The sequence below is a fragment of the Mycobacterium sp. Marseille-P9652 genome (assembly GCF_902652685.1).
In the GTDB taxonomy this organism is placed as follows: Bacteria; Actinomycetota; Actinomycetes; order Mycobacteriales; family Mycobacteriaceae; genus Mycobacterium.
The window spans coordinates 160,536-173,538 of sequence record NZ_CACRUY010000003.1 but is presented as its reverse complement, the minus strand read 5'-3'; the positions used below and the strand labels follow the sequence as shown (position 1 = coordinate 173,538).

General features: G+C 70.1%; 16 protein-coding genes. 10 read left to right on the top strand and 6 right to left on the bottom strand.

All coding sequences use genetic code 11. The annotated features are described in order from the left end of the window. The first annotated feature begins 134 nt into the window (after positions 1-134). Both GPY60_RS03505 and GPY60_RS03500 read left to right on the top strand, forming a co-directional pair. Entirely contained in the window at positions 135-1,058 is a 924-nt protein-coding gene (locus GPY60_RS03505) for a class I SAM-dependent methyltransferase (RefSeq protein ID WP_156686231.1), read from the top strand. 146 nt (positions 1,059-1,204) lie between these two features. After that, a complete protein-coding gene (locus tag GPY60_RS03500; RefSeq protein ID WP_197283519.1) occupies positions 1,205-1,534 on the top strand; it encodes a DUF732 domain-containing protein in 330 nt (109 codons plus the stop codon). A 15-nt stretch (positions 1,535-1,549) separates the two neighbouring features. On the opposite strand, the gene GPY60_RS03495 is transcribed toward GPY60_RS03500, so the two are convergent. Together GPY60_RS03495 and GPY60_RS03490 are read right to left on the bottom strand one after the other, a co-directional pair. Continuing rightward, entirely contained in the window at positions 1,550-2,410 is an 861-nt protein-coding gene (locus GPY60_RS03495; RefSeq protein ID WP_156686229.1) for an LLM class F420-dependent oxidoreductase, read from the bottom strand. Positions 2,411-2,429: 19 nt separating this feature from the next. Continuing rightward, complete coding sequence (locus GPY60_RS03490) at positions 2,430-2,864, bottom strand: MarR family winged helix-turn-helix transcriptional regulator (protein ID WP_156686228.1); 435 nt, start codon at positions 2,862-2,864, stop codon at positions 2,430-2,432. A 91-nt stretch (positions 2,865-2,955) separates the two neighbouring features. Between GPY60_RS03490 and GPY60_RS03485 the strand changes: the two genes are divergently transcribed. From GPY60_RS03485 to GPY60_RS03475, 3 genes are all read left to right on the top strand, one after another. Further along, the gene (locus tag GPY60_RS03485) at positions 2,956-3,378 is read left to right on the top strand and encodes a nitroreductase family deazaflavin-dependent oxidoreductase (protein WP_156686227.1); all 423 of its coding nucleotides are present in this window, start codon (positions 2,956-2,958) and stop codon (positions 3,376-3,378) included. A gap of 140 nt (positions 3,379-3,518) precedes the next feature. After that, complete coding sequence (locus GPY60_RS03480; RefSeq protein ID WP_231639289.1) at positions 3,519-4,826, top strand: acyltransferase family protein; 1,308 nt, start codon at positions 3,519-3,521, stop codon at positions 4,824-4,826. Positions 4,827-4,836: 10 nt separating this feature from the next. After that, a complete protein-coding gene (locus GPY60_RS03475) occupies positions 4,837-5,322 on the top strand; it encodes a hypothetical protein (protein WP_156686226.1) in 486 nt (161 codons plus the stop codon). Positions 5,323-5,328: 6 nt separating this feature from the next. On the opposite strand, the gene GPY60_RS03470 is transcribed toward GPY60_RS03475, so the two are convergent. The 3 genes from GPY60_RS03470 to GPY60_RS03460 are packed head-to-tail and all read right to left on the bottom strand — an operon-like array spanning position 5,329 to position 7,490. Then, on the bottom strand, positions 5,329-5,997 hold the full coding sequence (locus GPY60_RS03470) for a response regulator (RefSeq protein ID WP_156686225.1): 669 nt from the start codon (positions 5,995-5,997) through the stop codon (positions 5,329-5,331). Next, the gene (macS, locus tag GPY60_RS03465; RefSeq protein WP_156686224.1) at positions 5,990-7,147 is read right to left on the bottom strand and encodes a MacS family sensor histidine kinase; all 1,158 of its coding nucleotides are present in this window, start codon (positions 7,145-7,147) and stop codon (positions 5,990-5,992) included. The genes GPY60_RS03470 and macS overlap by 8 nt, the downstream gene beginning before the upstream one ends. Before the next feature lie 52 nt (positions 7,148-7,199). Further along, positions 7,200-7,490, bottom strand: a complete 291-nt coding sequence (locus tag GPY60_RS03460) for a YiaA/YiaB family inner membrane protein (RefSeq protein ID WP_156686223.1) — start codon at positions 7,488-7,490, stop codon at positions 7,200-7,202. 115 nt (positions 7,491-7,605) lie between these two features. Between GPY60_RS03460 and GPY60_RS03455 the strand changes: the two genes are divergently transcribed. After that, positions 7,606-8,574 (top strand): 2-hydroxyacid dehydrogenase, encoded by a 969-nt coding sequence (locus tag GPY60_RS03455; protein WP_156686222.1) that lies wholly within the window; start codon positions 7,606-7,608, stop codon positions 8,572-8,574. Positions 8,575-8,581: 7 nt separating this feature from the next. Here the strand turns inward: GPY60_RS03455 and GPY60_RS03450 are convergent, their stop codons facing one another. Beyond that, positions 8,582-9,439, bottom strand: coding sequence for an LLM class F420-dependent oxidoreductase (locus tag GPY60_RS03450; protein WP_156686221.1), 858 nt, complete (start codon positions 9,437-9,439; stop codon positions 8,582-8,584). Positions 9,440-9,702: 263 nt separating this feature from the next. On the opposite strand from GPY60_RS03450, the gene GPY60_RS03445 reads away from it, so the two are divergent. The 4 genes from GPY60_RS03445 to GPY60_RS03430 all read left to right on the top strand — a co-directional run bounded on the left by GPY60_RS03445 (position 9,703) and on the right by GPY60_RS03430 (position 12,996). Then, positions 9,703-10,614, top strand: a complete 912-nt coding sequence (locus GPY60_RS03445; protein ID WP_156686220.1) for a metal-dependent hydrolase — start codon at positions 9,703-9,705, stop codon at positions 10,612-10,614. After that, positions 10,614-10,802, top strand: a complete 189-nt coding sequence (locus GPY60_RS03440; RefSeq protein ID WP_156686219.1) for a ferredoxin — start codon at positions 10,614-10,616, stop codon at positions 10,800-10,802. The genes GPY60_RS03445 and GPY60_RS03440 overlap by 1 nt, the downstream gene beginning before the upstream one ends. Before the next feature lie 3 nt (positions 10,803-10,805). Beyond that, positions 10,806-12,008, top strand: a complete 1,203-nt coding sequence (locus GPY60_RS03435) for an NAD(P)/FAD-dependent oxidoreductase (RefSeq protein WP_156686218.1) — start codon at positions 10,806-10,808, stop codon at positions 12,006-12,008. 169 nt (positions 12,009-12,177) lie between these two features. Next, a complete protein-coding gene (locus tag GPY60_RS03430) occupies positions 12,178-12,996 on the top strand; it encodes a formate/nitrite transporter family protein (protein WP_156686217.1) in 819 nt (272 codons plus the stop codon). The last annotated feature ends 7 nt before the right edge of the window (positions 12,997-13,003 follow it).

The window sequence follows — 13,003 nt, the reverse complement described above, 5'->3', positions numbered from 1 at the left end:
CGAATCTCGACTCCTTCAGCCGCCGTCTGTTCGGCCGCGTCGGCCCGAGAGACGGTGTGACCACGTCGGCCCGTCTCGCGCGGGCGCCCGTTAGGATCTGCACATCCACTGGACAGTGACGAGAGGGGTGAGCCTTGTCATCGGGTGGTTCGGCGCGCTCGGACGGCGACAGCTGGGATCTGGCCTCCAGCGTGGGGGCGACCGCGACGATGGTCGCGTCGGCGCGGGCGCTGGCGTCGCGCGGGCCGGACCCGCTGCTCGACGACCGTTTCGCCGAGCCGCTGGTCCGCGCGGTCGGTCACCCGTTCTTCGTCCGCATGCTCGACGGCGAGATACCGCTCGACGACGACGACGTGCCCCTGACGTTCCAGCAGCGCCGTGAGCAGATCACCGTTCGCACAAGGTTTTTCGACGACTTTCTCCTCGATTCCACGGCCGGCGGCATCCGCCAGGCCGTCATCCTGGCCGCCGGGCTGGACGCGCGGGCGTACCGGTTGCCCTGGCCGTCGGGCACCGTGGTGTTCGAGGTGGATCAGCCCGAGGTGATCGCCTTCAAGGGCGTGACGCTGGCCCAGCTCGGCGCCGAACCGACCGCCGAGCGGCGCGCCGTGGGCGTCGACCTGCGCGACGATTGGCCGGGCGCGTTGCGCGACAACTACTTCGACAGCGCGGCGCCCACCGCCTGGATCGCCGAGGGGCTGTTGCCCTACCTGCCGCCGGAGGCCCAGGATCGGCTGCTGGACAACATCACCTCGCTGAGCGCGCCCGGGAGCCGGCTGGCGACCGAGAACATCGCCGACATGTCCGTGTTCACCGACGAGCGCGCCCGCGCGTTGCGGAGCGGCTGGCGCAAGCACGGCCTCGACATCGACGTCGCCGAGTTGGTGTGGGCCGGCGAACGGCGCCAGGCCGCCGACCACCTGACCTCGACCGGTTGGCGGGTGACCCGGCACGCCACCGAGGATGTCTACGCCCGGTACGGGTTCGCCGTGCCCGACAACGAGATACTCGCCACGTTCCGCGGCGCGATCAGCTACGTGAGCGCCGAGCTCGGCTGAGCGCATCGCCGACCCCGTCGCGCGCGGGTGACGTCAGTCGCCGTTTCCGCACCGTTCAACCTCCCGCAACGCCAAGGGTCCATGCTTACCGGAAACAGTTTCCTATGAGGATGGTCCGGCTGTCGACCGTTCGGAAGGTGATGGACATGATGAACAAGATCTGCGCGTGCGTCTCGGGTGGGTTGCTGGCGATCGCGCTGCTGCCGGCCGCGTCGGCGGCGGCCGACACCACCGACGCCGACTTCAACAGCTACCTCAACAACCACGGCGTCCATCTCGGCTCGGCGGCCCAGACCGTGGACATGGCCCGCATGATGTGCAAGGACCTCGACTCCGGCTTCACCCAGAAGGACGAGGTGGACGTGCTCACCGGCGCGCACCGGCTGAATCCGGACCAGGCCAAGCTGTTCGTCGGGGCGGCGACCGCCGACTACTGCCCGAACCACCACAACGCGAGCCCACCGGCCAAGAGCTGACCCCGCGATCCGGACCTATGCCGCCACCCGCGGGAGCACCTCGTCGCCCAGCCGCCGGACCCAACCCGCCGGATCGGTCGTGCCGGGAAGCGGCCCGGTGTTGACCAGGTCGATTCCCAGCGCGGAGTAGCGGTCCAACTGGCGCAGGTATTCGTCGACGTCGGCGAAGGGATCTGCGAAAAGGCCCGCGGTGAGCCGGATCTCACCAAAATCGCGTCCCACGGCGTCGCAGTGGCGGCGCAGGACGTCCAGCTTGTGCGGCAACTCCTCGAGCGCGGAAGTGCTGTTCCACACGTCGGCGTACTGCGCCACCAGGCGCAGCGTCTTCTTCTCCCCGGCGCCGCCGATGAGGATGGGTGGTCGGCGCACCGGCTGCGGCCGGCAGATCGTCTCGGCGAGCCGGTAGTGCCGGCCTTCGAACGGACCGTCGTCGTCGCTCCACATCTGCCGGCAGATCTGCAGCGTTTCCTCGAGCATCTCGAAGCGCTCGCCGAGCGGCGGGTAGGGGATGCCGAGCGCGTGATGCTCGCGGTCGTACCAGGCGGCGCCGAGGCCCAGCATGGCTCGGCCGCCGGCAAGGACGTCCAGGGTGGTCACGGTCTTGGCGAGCACGCCGGGGTAGCGGTACGTGACCCCGGTGACCAGCATGGTGAGCGTGAGGCGCTCGGTCAGGCCGGCGAGGTAACCCATGGACGTATACCCCTCGAGGAACGGGTCTTCGGCCGAACCGAGGCCTTCCATCTGGAAGAAGTGGTCCGCCAGGGTGAACATCTCCACTCCGGCATCCTCGGCGGCTCTGGCCGTGGCGGCCATCGTCGGGCCAAGCCGTTCGGGCGGCCCGGGCAGGAAATCGATGTAGTGGACGCCGAATTTCATTGTGTCGTGGCTCCTTTCGTCAATCGTCCAGCCGGGCGAGCAACGCCAGGGCGTCGTTGATCACCTGGCGCTCGCGCTCGGTGTAGCGGTCCTCCATCGCGCGCGCCAGCCACTCGTCGCGCACCTTCCGGTCACTCTCGGCGCGGCGGCGGCCGGCGGCGGTCAGGGCGATGAGCTGGCGGCGGCCGTCGTGCGGATCGGGCGCGCGTTCGATCAGGCCGTGCCGGTCGAGCCCGGCCACCGTGGCGGCCATGGACTGCGGCCGAACGCGTTCGGCGCCGGCCAGCTGGCTGGTGGAGGCCGGCCCGTCCTTGGCGAGCCGCAGCAACGCCGCCGTCTGCGGCGGTGTGAGGTCGTCCGCCGTGGCGGCCTCCCGCAGGCGCCTGCGCAGCCTGCTGAACACGACGCGCAGATCCCTGGCCGCCCGGATCGACGACTCGCTGACGGTGACCATATAGACAGCCTAGACTGTACAGTCTGAACTGTCTAGTTACACCGCGAGGGCCGGGGGAATGACCGGGGGTGGCGGGGGCGTTGGCCTGGCTATGGCCGACAACATTGAGCTGAGCCCGACCGATTGGGTGCGCGAGCAGACCGAGAAGATCCTGAGTCAGGGCACGACCGACGGCGTCCACATCTACGACCGCCCCGTCGTGCTGCTGACCGTCACGGGCGCGAAGAGCGGCAAGCAGCGATACGTGCCGTTGATGCGCGTCGAGAAGGATGGGCGCTACGCCATGGTGGCGTCCAAGGGCGGCGCCCCGGAGCACCCGCTGTGGTACTTCAACGTCAAGGCCAATCCGTCGGTGACGCTGCAGGACGGCGACAAGGTGGTGCAGCTGACCGCGCGCGAGCTCGAGGGGCCCGAGCGCGACGAGTGGTGGCGCCTGGCGGTCGAGGCGTACCCGCCGTACGCCGAATACCAGACGAAGACGGAGCGGCAGATCCCCGTCTTCGTCCTGGAATAACGCGGGACGGAACCTGAGTAGTTCTACTCACGCATGACGGGTAGAAACGCGCGGGCTTGCGCCCCGTCATTTCGTGATGCTTTTTCGAGGTGCGCTGCAACCAGATTCGCACCCTCGAACGGAAAGGCATCCACGCGCCCGTGACAACTTTTGGCTTTCCCACGCCCACCGAGCTGGCGGCCCGCACCCCGGCCGACCGCGACCGCGCCCTGGACGTCATGCGCATCGGGGCCCTGATCGGCGTCATCGCCGGCCACACCGTGATGGCGATCAGCGTCATCCGCAACGGCGTGCTGATCTGGGACAACCTGCTGACGACCTCGGTGGTGTTCCAGGCGCTGACCTGGATCTTCCAGATCATGCCGCTGTTCTTCTTCGCCGGCGCCGCGGCGTGCGTGTCGTCCTGGTCGCCGGGCACCAACTGGGGTGGCTGGCTGATGCGGCGCTGCACCAGGCTTTTCCGGCCGGTCTTCTACTACCTCGCCTTCTGGGCGGTCGCGCTGACCGTGCTGTACGGCGTTCTGCCGCAGCACGTTTACGAACCCGTCGCCGGCGTCAGCACCCAGCTGCTGTGGTTCCTCGGCGCTTATGTGCTGGTGCTGGGCGCCATGCCGGTGCTGGCCCGGATCACCACAGGGCACCGCCTGGCCTGGGGTGTGCTGGTGGTCTATGGGGCCATCGCGGCGGTGGACGCGGTCCGGTTGCATTGGCCCGCCGCGTCGGCGCTGGGTTACCTCAACCTCGGTGTGTGGCTCATCCCCGCCATGTTCGGCGTGGCGTATCGCCGCCGACTGCTCAGCGGGCGGGCCGCGCTGGTGGTGGCCGCCGCCGCGTTCGCGGTGGATCTGGCGCTGGTGACCTGGGGTCCGTACGAGGTCAGCATGGTCGGCACCGGCGACCACCGCCTGTCCAACACCAGCCCGCCGTCGCTGCTGCTGGCCGGACACGCGATTGTGTTGAGCGCCTTGGCGATCGCCGCCGCGCCGGCGGTCGGGCGGTGGGCGCGGCGGCCGCGGGTGTGGTGGTGGACCGCGATCGGCAACTCCGGGGCGATGACCCTCTACCTCTGGCACATGCCCGCGCTGCTCGCCACGCAACTGGTGTTCGACGTCCTGGGTCACCCCCGCTATCCCGGCCGGCCGGACTTCCTGGTCGTCAGCGTCGCGCAAGTGCTGGTGATGGTGATCGCCGTCGCCGCGATGTTTCTGGCGCGGCGGCCGCTGGAGAACAACCCGCTGGCGGGCTGGGACGGGGTGGGCGCGATCTCCTCGGTCGGACGGGGGGCGGTGACCGGCGCCCTGCTGTGCGTCGCGGGAGTGGCGACCTTGGCCGGGGTGCGGTGGGGCCTCAAGGACGAGGGCCTCGTCTGCTTCACCGCCATGGTGGCCGCGCTGCTGGCCGCCCGGGCGGTGGCCACGCTCGCACCCGCTCCCGTCGAGCCGAGATAGGCGGGCGGACATGGCGATTCAGAATGCGCCGCGGTCCCTGGCCGCCGGAGCCGCCGCCTTGAATTTCGTCGGATTCGCGGTCCACCTGTGCGGGTTCCTCACCGCCGGCTGCGCCCTTGCCAAGTTGCTCGACGGCCTGGGCTTCCTCGCCGTGCTGATGCTGCTGAGCCCCTTCGGCCTCGGTCTGGGGTTGCTCGGCTGCCTCGAGCTGTTCGCCGCGGCGGGGCTGCTGGGTGGCGGCGTCCTGCTGCTGTGTCGGCGGCGGTCCGGTGTCTGGGTCACCGTCGGCGCGTCCGCGGCGGGCTGCCTGGGCCCGCTGCTGCTGGCCGCGCGAATCATCCCCGCTCCCATCGTCTTCGGCAAGGTTGCGGCGGGGATGCCCAGCGGCCAGTTGGCCCTCCTCCTCGGCGGCTGCGTCGTGGTGCTGTCGGGCCTGATCATGGCCCTCACGATGGTTCTGGCGGTCACCGCTCCGGGGCGCGTCGCGGCGGGCTAGGGCTCTCTAGGGCTCGCCGTCCAGCCCGTGCTCGATCGCGTAGCGCGTCAGCTCCACGCGGTTGGCGACCTGTAGCTTGCGGAACGTCGCCTGGACGTGATTCTCGACGGTGCGGTGGCTCAGCGACAGCCTCTGCGCAATCTGTTTGGCCGACAGGCCCTTTGCCACGTAGCGCAACACCTCGGTTTCACGCTCGGTGAGGCTGGGCCCGGTCACTCCCGGCTCCTTGCTCTGGGCGATGCGCCGGTACTCGCCGAGGACCAGCCCGGCCAGGCTCGGGGTGAACACCGCCCGGCCCGCCGCCGTCGCCGCGACGGCCTCCGAAAGCTCGGCCCTGGAAGCGCTTTTCACGAGGTACCCGGTGGCTCCCGCCTTGACCGCTTCGAGGACGTCGTCGCGCTCGTCCGATGCCGACAGCACCAGCACCCGCGACGACGGTGACACCGCGAGCACCTCCGCCGTCGCCTGGGCTCCGTCACCGTCGGCGAGCCTCATGTCCATCACGACGACGTCCGGCTTGAGCACTTCCGCGCGGCGGCGCGCGGCGGCGACGTCGTCGGCGGTGGCGACCACGTCGAATCCGTCGCCGGCGAGGTCGCGTGCGACCGCGTCGCGCCAGATCGGGTGGTCGTCGACCACCATCACCGTCGGGGCAGTATCGGTGGCCTCAGCCATGGCGTCCCTCCCGTCGCGGCACCCGCATCTCCCACTCGCTGCCCTCGCCCGCGGCAGAGTGCAGGTGTGCGCTGCCCCCCATCGACTCCAACCGGCCCACAATCGATTTCGCGATCCCGAAGCGTCCCTGCAGCACGGCCTCCTCCAGCCGGCCGGCGGGGATTCCGACTCCGTCGTCGCGCACGGTGACCGTCACCGAGTCACCCAGGTCCTCCAGGAGCACGTATGCGTGGGCGTCGGGGCCCGCGTGGGCCCGAACGTTGTCCAGCGCGTTACCCACCGCGGCGTCCAACTCCGCGGCCGCGGGCCTCGGTAGGACGACGGGCGTTCCCGGCAGGCTGACAGACACCCGGTCGGACTCCTTGCGGCGGAGCAGGGAGCGCACGTCGATCGTGGACCGGTCCCCGTCCTGGTCGATGCCGATGGAGGCCACCCACCGTCGTAGCGCCCGTTCCTGCTCACCGGCCAGGTCGGCCAGATCGGAAGTGGCGCCGCCGATTTCGTGGCCCCGCTTGGCGATGAGCGCCAACACCTGGATGGCGCCGTCGTGAACCTCACGCGAGAGTCGCTCCCGTTCGTTCACCGCGGCGGACAACTGAGCCGCCCGCTGCAGCTCGTCGTGGGCGCGGCGCGCGGTCTGGGCGGCCATACCGATGGCCATGCCGATCGCCAACTCGATGATGATGGTGGCGTTGTGGCCGAGGTTGAGGCTGAAGTAGTTCTTCACGGCGAAGTTGGTGGCCATCACCACCAGGCCCGTCGCCACCCCGCCGACCGGGCCGAATTGGATGGCGGTCGAGATCGTCGGGTTGCTGGCCCACAGCGTCGTCGGCCACGTCTGGTTGTCGGCGGCCCACTGCGGGGAGGTGACGATCTCGTTCGACAACATCAGCCCGACGACGACCACGACTTCCGCGATCACCCACGCGGGCCTGCGGCCGAAGCCGCGCAGGTAGGCGTACGCGCAGGCCGCGCTCCAGGCGATGAGGACCGCGAACAGCACCCATCCCAGCGCCGGCCGGCGCAGGTCCGCGTTGACCGCGATCTGAAAGCCCAGCGCATAAAGGCAACTCAGCAGCCGGAAGACCTGGGCCGCGCGCCACAGCGGCGCGGTCGCGTCGGGACTGTCGGTCGCCATCGGGCTCAGCATAGGGCGTGCGCGGGCCTCGGCCCGCGCGGAGAATCCCGCGCGAGACCGGGCGTCAGCCCGCGCTGGTGAACGGGTCGTACTCCGCCAGCAGCTTCTCGATCCGCGCCTCGTCGAGGCGCACCCGGACGGTCGCGGCTTCCTGCTGGTCGCGGATGACCTTCGCCAGGGTGAAGGCGCTCGAGACGAGGAACAGCATCGTGATGCCGAAGAACATCCGCTGCCACGTGTCGAGCGGAAGGAAGAGGATGCCGCCGACCGCGGCGACCAGGCTGACGCCGAACGCCACGGCTGCCTGGATGAAGAAGGCGACGGTGTTCTTCGAGGTGTTGTCGGGAAGTGTCATGGGCACCAGCATGCGGCCGGGCGCGGTGGGTTCAGAAGGGTAGGACTACTCAAATCGGGAACCCGGGGGTTGCCTTGCGGCGATGGCGGTCGGGTGACTCGGGCGGGAGCGGAGCGTGACGGTGAACAACAACGGCGGGGTGCTGCGCGTCGGTAACCTCGAGCCAACGTTCTCCGCCGAGCTGGCCGCGCGCTATGACATTCCCGAACTCCCGGGCGGCCCCAGTCGCAAGCAGTTCCTCGCCGAGCACGGGACGGACGTGCGGGTCGTCGTCACGTCCGGCTCCCCGGGCGTCGACGCCGACACCATGGCGGCGCTGCCCAACCTCGAGGCGATCGTCAACTACGGCGACGGGGTCGATTCGATCGACCTGGACGAGGCCGGGCGCCGCGGCATCGGCGTGAGCAACACCCCCGACGTGCTGTCGGACACCGTGGCCGACACGGCGCTGGGGCTGATCCTGATGACGCTGCGCCGCTTCGGGGCCGCCGACCGCTACGTGCGGGAGGGCCGGTGGTCCCGCGACGGCGCGTTTCCGTACGGCCGGGACGTGAGCGGTCTGCGGGTCGGGATCCTGGGACTGGGCCGGATCGGTTCGGCCATTGCGACGCGGCTGCTCGGATTCGACTGTGAAATCGCTTATCACAACCGCCACCGGGTCGACGGCTCGCCCTACCGCTATGCCGCATCGCCCGTCGAGCTGGCCGAGTCGGTCGACGTCCTGGTCGTCGCCACCACGGGCGACCGCAAGACCCCACACCTCGTCGACCGCGCCGTGCTCGAGGCGCTGGGCCCCGAGGGATATCTCGTCAACATCGCGCGCGGCAGCGTCGTTGATCAGGACGCCCTCGTCGAGCTGCTCGCGACCGGGGGACTGGCCGGTGCGGGGCTGGACGTCTTCGCCGACGAACCGCACGTCCCGGCCGAGCTGGTCGGCCTCGACAACGTCGTGCTGTTCCCGCACATCGGGAGCGCCACCGCCCGGACCCGACGGGCCATGGCGCTGTTGGCGATTCACAACCTCGACAGCTACCTGACCACGGGCGAGCTGGTGACCCCGGTGCTCCGGCCCGCGCGGCGCTGAGAAGACGCTACGTGAGGTCGGCGGCCACCCGTTCCAGCGCGGCGAGGTGGTCGTCGACCGTCGCGAGCCCGGCGCCCATGGTGTTCACCGAGACGTACGTCGCCCCGCCCTCGCGCCAGGCCGCGATGTGGGCGGCGACCTTGTCGGGATCACCGGTCCAGCTGACCTGGCCCTCCATCCCGAGGGTGGCGGGGTCGCGCCCGGCATCGCTTGCCGCCCGCGCCACCCGTTCGCGCGCCTGGTCGAGGCGCGGGCCCGGGCCCACCATCGGGAACCACCCGTCGCCCAGCCGTCCGGCGCGTTCCAGCGCGCGGTCCGACGCGGCGCCGATCCACACCGGGATCGGCCGCTGGACCGGCAGCGGCGCCAGGCCGGCGCCGGTCACCGTGTGATATCGGCCCTCGAAGGTGACGGATCGCTGCGTCCACAGCGCGCGCATGAGCTGCACCTGTTCCTCGGAGCGCGCGCCGCGGTTGGTGAACCGCTCGCCCAGCGCCTCGTATTCGACCGCGTTCCAACCCAATCCGACACCGAGCCGGAAGTTCCCGCCGGTGAGCAGGTCGACCTCGGCGGCCTGCTTGGCCACCAGGACCGACTGGCGCTGCGGCAGGATGATGACGCCGGTGACGAGTTCCAGCGAGGTGACCGCGGCCAGGTAGCCGAACATGACGAACGGCTCATGGAACGTCGTCTCGATGTCGTAGGGGCCCCGCCAGTCGCGGTGCACCTCCGGGTCGGCGCCCACGACGTGGTCGTAGGCGAGGATGTGGGTGAATCCCAGTTCTTCGACCCGCTGACCGTAGGCGCGGACGACGGCAGGGTCTCCGCCGAGCTCGGTCTGAGGGAACACGACACCGGTGCGCATTGACGGTGCAACCGCGAGCCGACGGGATAACTTCCCCGGCGAGCAGTGAACGATTGTTCACAGGCAATTGCCAGGATCCCGGTACCGCCGGTATGTATATCTCCCCGGATCGCGGGGTACCCGGCCGACTGAAGGGTCGCCACGGCGCCGTGACCGCGCCGGCGCGTCGTGAGCACGACACGCCTCAAGCACTCTCGCGCTTGGTCGACCACTCCGTCACGAACGAGGCAGGAGCCGGCCGTCGGTCGGCGGGAGGAGTTCCAATGCCAGAGGTCCAACTGCACCACGACGGACATCCGAGGTACCGCCGGATGGTTCGCTTCGACTGGTCGGACACGCCGTTGCACTGGGTGCCGGACGACCCGTTCACCACGCACATGATCAACGTCCTGCACCTGCTGTTGCCCGAGGGTGAGCGCCACTTCATCAAGGCCGTCCTCGAGGCGTCGTCGCTGGTCGACGACCCCGAGCTGGAGGCGGCGATCAAGCCGTTCATCCAGCAGGAGTCCTGGCATGCCTGGGCGCACCAGGTGGTGCTGGACCACCTGGCCGAGCAGGGCATCGACACCGCGCCGTACACCACGCGGCTGCGCAAGACCCTGTCCCTGTCCCTCGGCGACCCGCCGAAGTTCTTCCCGCCGCCGCTGCAGAGGTGGTGGTTGTACCGGCGCCTGGCCGACGTGGCGGCGCTGGAGCACTTCACCGCGATGCTCGGGCAGTGGGTCCTGCAGAACCGGGGCCTCGAGCAGGCCGGCGCCGACCCGGTCATGCTCGACCTGCTGCGCTGGCACGGCGCGGAGGAGGTCGAGCACCGGTCGCTGGTCTTCGACGTCTACGAGCACGTGTGCGGCAACTACCTCATCCGGGCGTTCTCGATGGCGATGGTCGCGCCGCTCTTCATCGGCTGGTGGATCGCCGGGGCGCGATACCTCATGTCCCACGATCCGACCATCGACCAGAAATGGCGATTCCGGGATTGGCTGCGCGCCGCCCGCGCGAGCAAGCTGCCCGGACCGTGGCAGCTCTTGGTCACCCAGCCCGCCCGCTACCTGCGGCCCGGCCACCATCCCGGTCCCGAGGCGGACACCCAGAAGGCGGTCGCGTACATCGAGCAGTCGCCGGCCGCCAAGGCCGCCCGGGAGCGGGCGCAGTCGCAGGGAAAGGTGACGGTCTGATGAAGGTTCTGGTCGATCTTGACACGTGCGACGGCAACGGCGTGTGCATGAGCCTGTGCCACGAGGTGTTCGACGCGCGCGAGGACGGGCTGCACGTGCTGCAGGCCGAACCTCCGGCCGACCTTCGGGGTCAGCTGAAGGCCGCCGAGGTCTCCTGCCCCACCCGGGCCATCACGGTGAGGGACTGAGCCATGGTTCGTCAGCTCAGGAAGGTGGTCGTCGTCGGCAACGGCGTGGCGGGGACGCGGGCGGCGGAAACCCTGCGCCAGGACGGCTACGACGGTGACCTGACCATCGTGGGCGCCGAGCGGCACGCCCCCTACCACCGCCCGCCGCTGTCGAAGAAACTGCTCACCGGCGAGGTCTACCGGGCGGGGGTGGACCTGGCTCCGCAGTTCGACTTTGACGCGCGCGTGCTGCGCGGCGCCACGGCGCTGAAGGTGGACATGGCGTCGCGGACCCTGCACACGCGCGACGATGGCCGGGAGTCGCCGATACCGTTCGCCGGCCTGGTGATCGCCAGCGGTGCGCACCCGCGCGAGTGGCCGGGGGGCCCGGTCCCCGACGGGGTGCTGATGCTGCGGACGGTCGAGGACTGCCTGGCCATCCGGGAGCGGCTCGGCTCGCGGCCGCGGGTCGTCGTGGTGGGCGGCGGTTTCATCGGCGCCGAGGTCGCCGCGAGTTGCCGATCGATCGGGCTCGACGTCGTGCTCGTCGAGAAGGCCGCCTGCCCGCTGTTGGCCGCGTTGGGCGAGGAACTCGCCGCCCGGTGGGCCGCCCTGCATCGCCGCCACGGCGTGGACCTCCGCGTCGGGGTCGGAGTCGACGGTTTCGTCGGCAACGGGCACGTCAAAGCGGTCCGCCTCACCGACGGTTCGCAGGTGCCCGCGGACCTCGTGGTGGTCGGCCTGGGTGTCAGCCCGAACACCGGCTGGCTCGAGGGATCCGGACTGCAGGTGGACGACGGCGTGCTCTGCGACGCCACGGGTGCGGCGGAAGGCGCCCCCGACGTCGTCGCCGCCGGTGACGTCGCGCGCTGGTGGCACCCGCTGTACGAGCGGCACCTGCGCACCGAGCACTGGGAGGACGCGGGACGGCAGGGCGCGGCAGCGGCCCGGACGCTCCTCGCGGGCCCGGACTCCGCCCAGGCCTACGACGACGTGCCGTACTTCTGGTCGGACCAGTACGATGTGAAGCTCCAAATGCTGGGCGTGCCAACGGGTTACGATGCGGTCGAGATCGTCGAGGGCGACGCGGGCGCGTGGGAGTTCGTCGCCGCCTACGGCATCGAGGGGCGCACCGTCGCGGTGCTCGGGACGATTCCCAACCGCGTGCACGCCTACCGCGACGCCATCGCACGACGCGCCGAGTTTCCGCCCCCGCGGCCGGATTAACCCGAATCAGCCCGGATCGGCCCGGTGTGGCATCCACCACAAACACGAGGATGCGCCACCGCAAACCGGGTACCCGACTCGCTACGCCCGGACAAACCCGCACTGACGCGGCATCGAGACGGCTTGGTCATTCGATTAACGGGTATCTAGGCCGCGTGAGGAATCCATCATGAGCCACACCATCCAACGCCAGCTCGGGGAGTACAACAGCCCCATCGAGGACGAACTCGAGGAGGCGTTCACCCGAATGCTGAGCGAGGGCGCCCAGCGGATGCACCGCTCCTGGCGCGGGGTGCTGGTGACCGGCTTCTTCGGCGGTACCGAGGTCGCGCTGGGGGTGCTCGCCTACGTGTCAACCCTCAATGCCACCCACCAGCCGTTGCTGGCGGGACTGGCCTTCTCGATCGGCTTCCTGGCGCTCCTGCTCGGCCGCAGCGAGCTGTTCACCGAGGGGTTCCTGGTGCCCGTCGTCACCGTGGCGGCCAAGCGCGCGAGCTTTCTGCAGCTCGCCAAACTCTGGGGCGGCACGATGTTCGCCAATCTGGTCGGCGGCTTCGTGATCATGTGGCTGATCATGACAGGGTTCCCGGAGCTGCACGAGCAGACCGTGGAGTCGGGGGCGCACTTCGCGACCGCGCCGCTGTCGGCGCAGTCCATGGCGCTGGCGGTGCTCGGCGGCATGGTCATCACCCTGATGACGCGCATGCAGCACGGCACGGATTCCGTCCCCGCGAAGATCGCCGCGGCGATCGCCGGGGCCTTCCTGCTCGCCGGGCTGCGGCTGTTCCACTCGATCCTGGACTCGCTGCTGATCTTCGGCGCGCTCGTCACCGGCAAGGCGCCGTTCGGCTACCTCACCTGGCTGGGCTGGTTCGGCTACACCGTCGTGGGCAATGTCGTGGGCGGGCTGCTGTTCGTGACCATGCTGCGGCTGCTGCGCAGCAAGGACCGGCTGCAGGACGAACGCGCCGAGGCCGAGGCCTCGTGAGCCGGGC

What these genes read in the sequence shown, in the direction of transcription:
- GPY60_RS03485 (WP_156686227.1), top strand. Translation starts at nt 2,956, where the DNA reads ATGGCCGACAACATTGAGCTGAGCCCGACCGATTGGGTGCGCGAGCAG.
- GPY60_RS03440 (WP_156686219.1), top strand. Translation starts at nt 10,614, where the DNA reads ATGAAGGTTCTGGTCGATCTTGACACGTGCGACGGCAACGGCGTGTGC.
- GPY60_RS03490 (WP_156686228.1), bottom strand. Translation starts at nt 2,864, where the DNA reads ATGGTCACCGTCAGCGAGTCGTCGATCCGGGCGGCCAGGGATCTGCGC.
- GPY60_RS03435 (WP_156686218.1), top strand. Translation starts at nt 10,806, where the DNA reads ATGGTTCGTCAGCTCAGGAAGGTGGTCGTCGTCGGCAACGGCGTGGCG.
- GPY60_RS03495 (WP_156686229.1), bottom strand. Translation starts at nt 2,410, where the DNA reads ATGAAATTCGGCGTCCACTACATCGATTTCCTGCCCGGGCCGCCCGAA.
- GPY60_RS03430 (WP_156686217.1), top strand. Translation starts at nt 12,178, where the DNA reads ATGAGCCACACCATCCAACGCCAGCTCGGGGAGTACAACAGCCCCATC.
- GPY60_RS03475 (WP_156686226.1), top strand. Translation starts at nt 4,837, where the DNA reads ATGGCGATTCAGAATGCGCCGCGGTCCCTGGCCGCCGGAGCCGCCGCC.
- macS (WP_156686224.1), bottom strand. Translation starts at nt 7,147, where the DNA reads ATGCTGAGCCCGATGGCGACCGACAGTCCCGACGCGACCGCGCCGCTG.
- GPY60_RS03460 (WP_156686223.1), bottom strand. Translation starts at nt 7,490, where the DNA reads ATGACACTTCCCGACAACACCTCGAAGAACACCGTCGCCTTCTTCATC.
- GPY60_RS03470 (WP_156686225.1), bottom strand. Translation starts at nt 5,997, where the DNA reads ATGGCTGAGGCCACCGATACTGCCCCGACGGTGATGGTGGTCGACGAC.
- GPY60_RS03445 (WP_156686220.1), top strand. Translation starts at nt 9,703, where the DNA reads ATGCCAGAGGTCCAACTGCACCACGACGGACATCCGAGGTACCGCCGG.
- GPY60_RS03500 (WP_197283519.1), top strand. Translation starts at nt 1,205, where the DNA reads ATGATGAACAAGATCTGCGCGTGCGTCTCGGGTGGGTTGCTGGCGATC.
- GPY60_RS03450 (WP_156686221.1), bottom strand. Translation starts at nt 9,439, where the DNA reads ATGCGCACCGGTGTCGTGTTCCCTCAGACCGAGCTCGGCGGAGACCCT.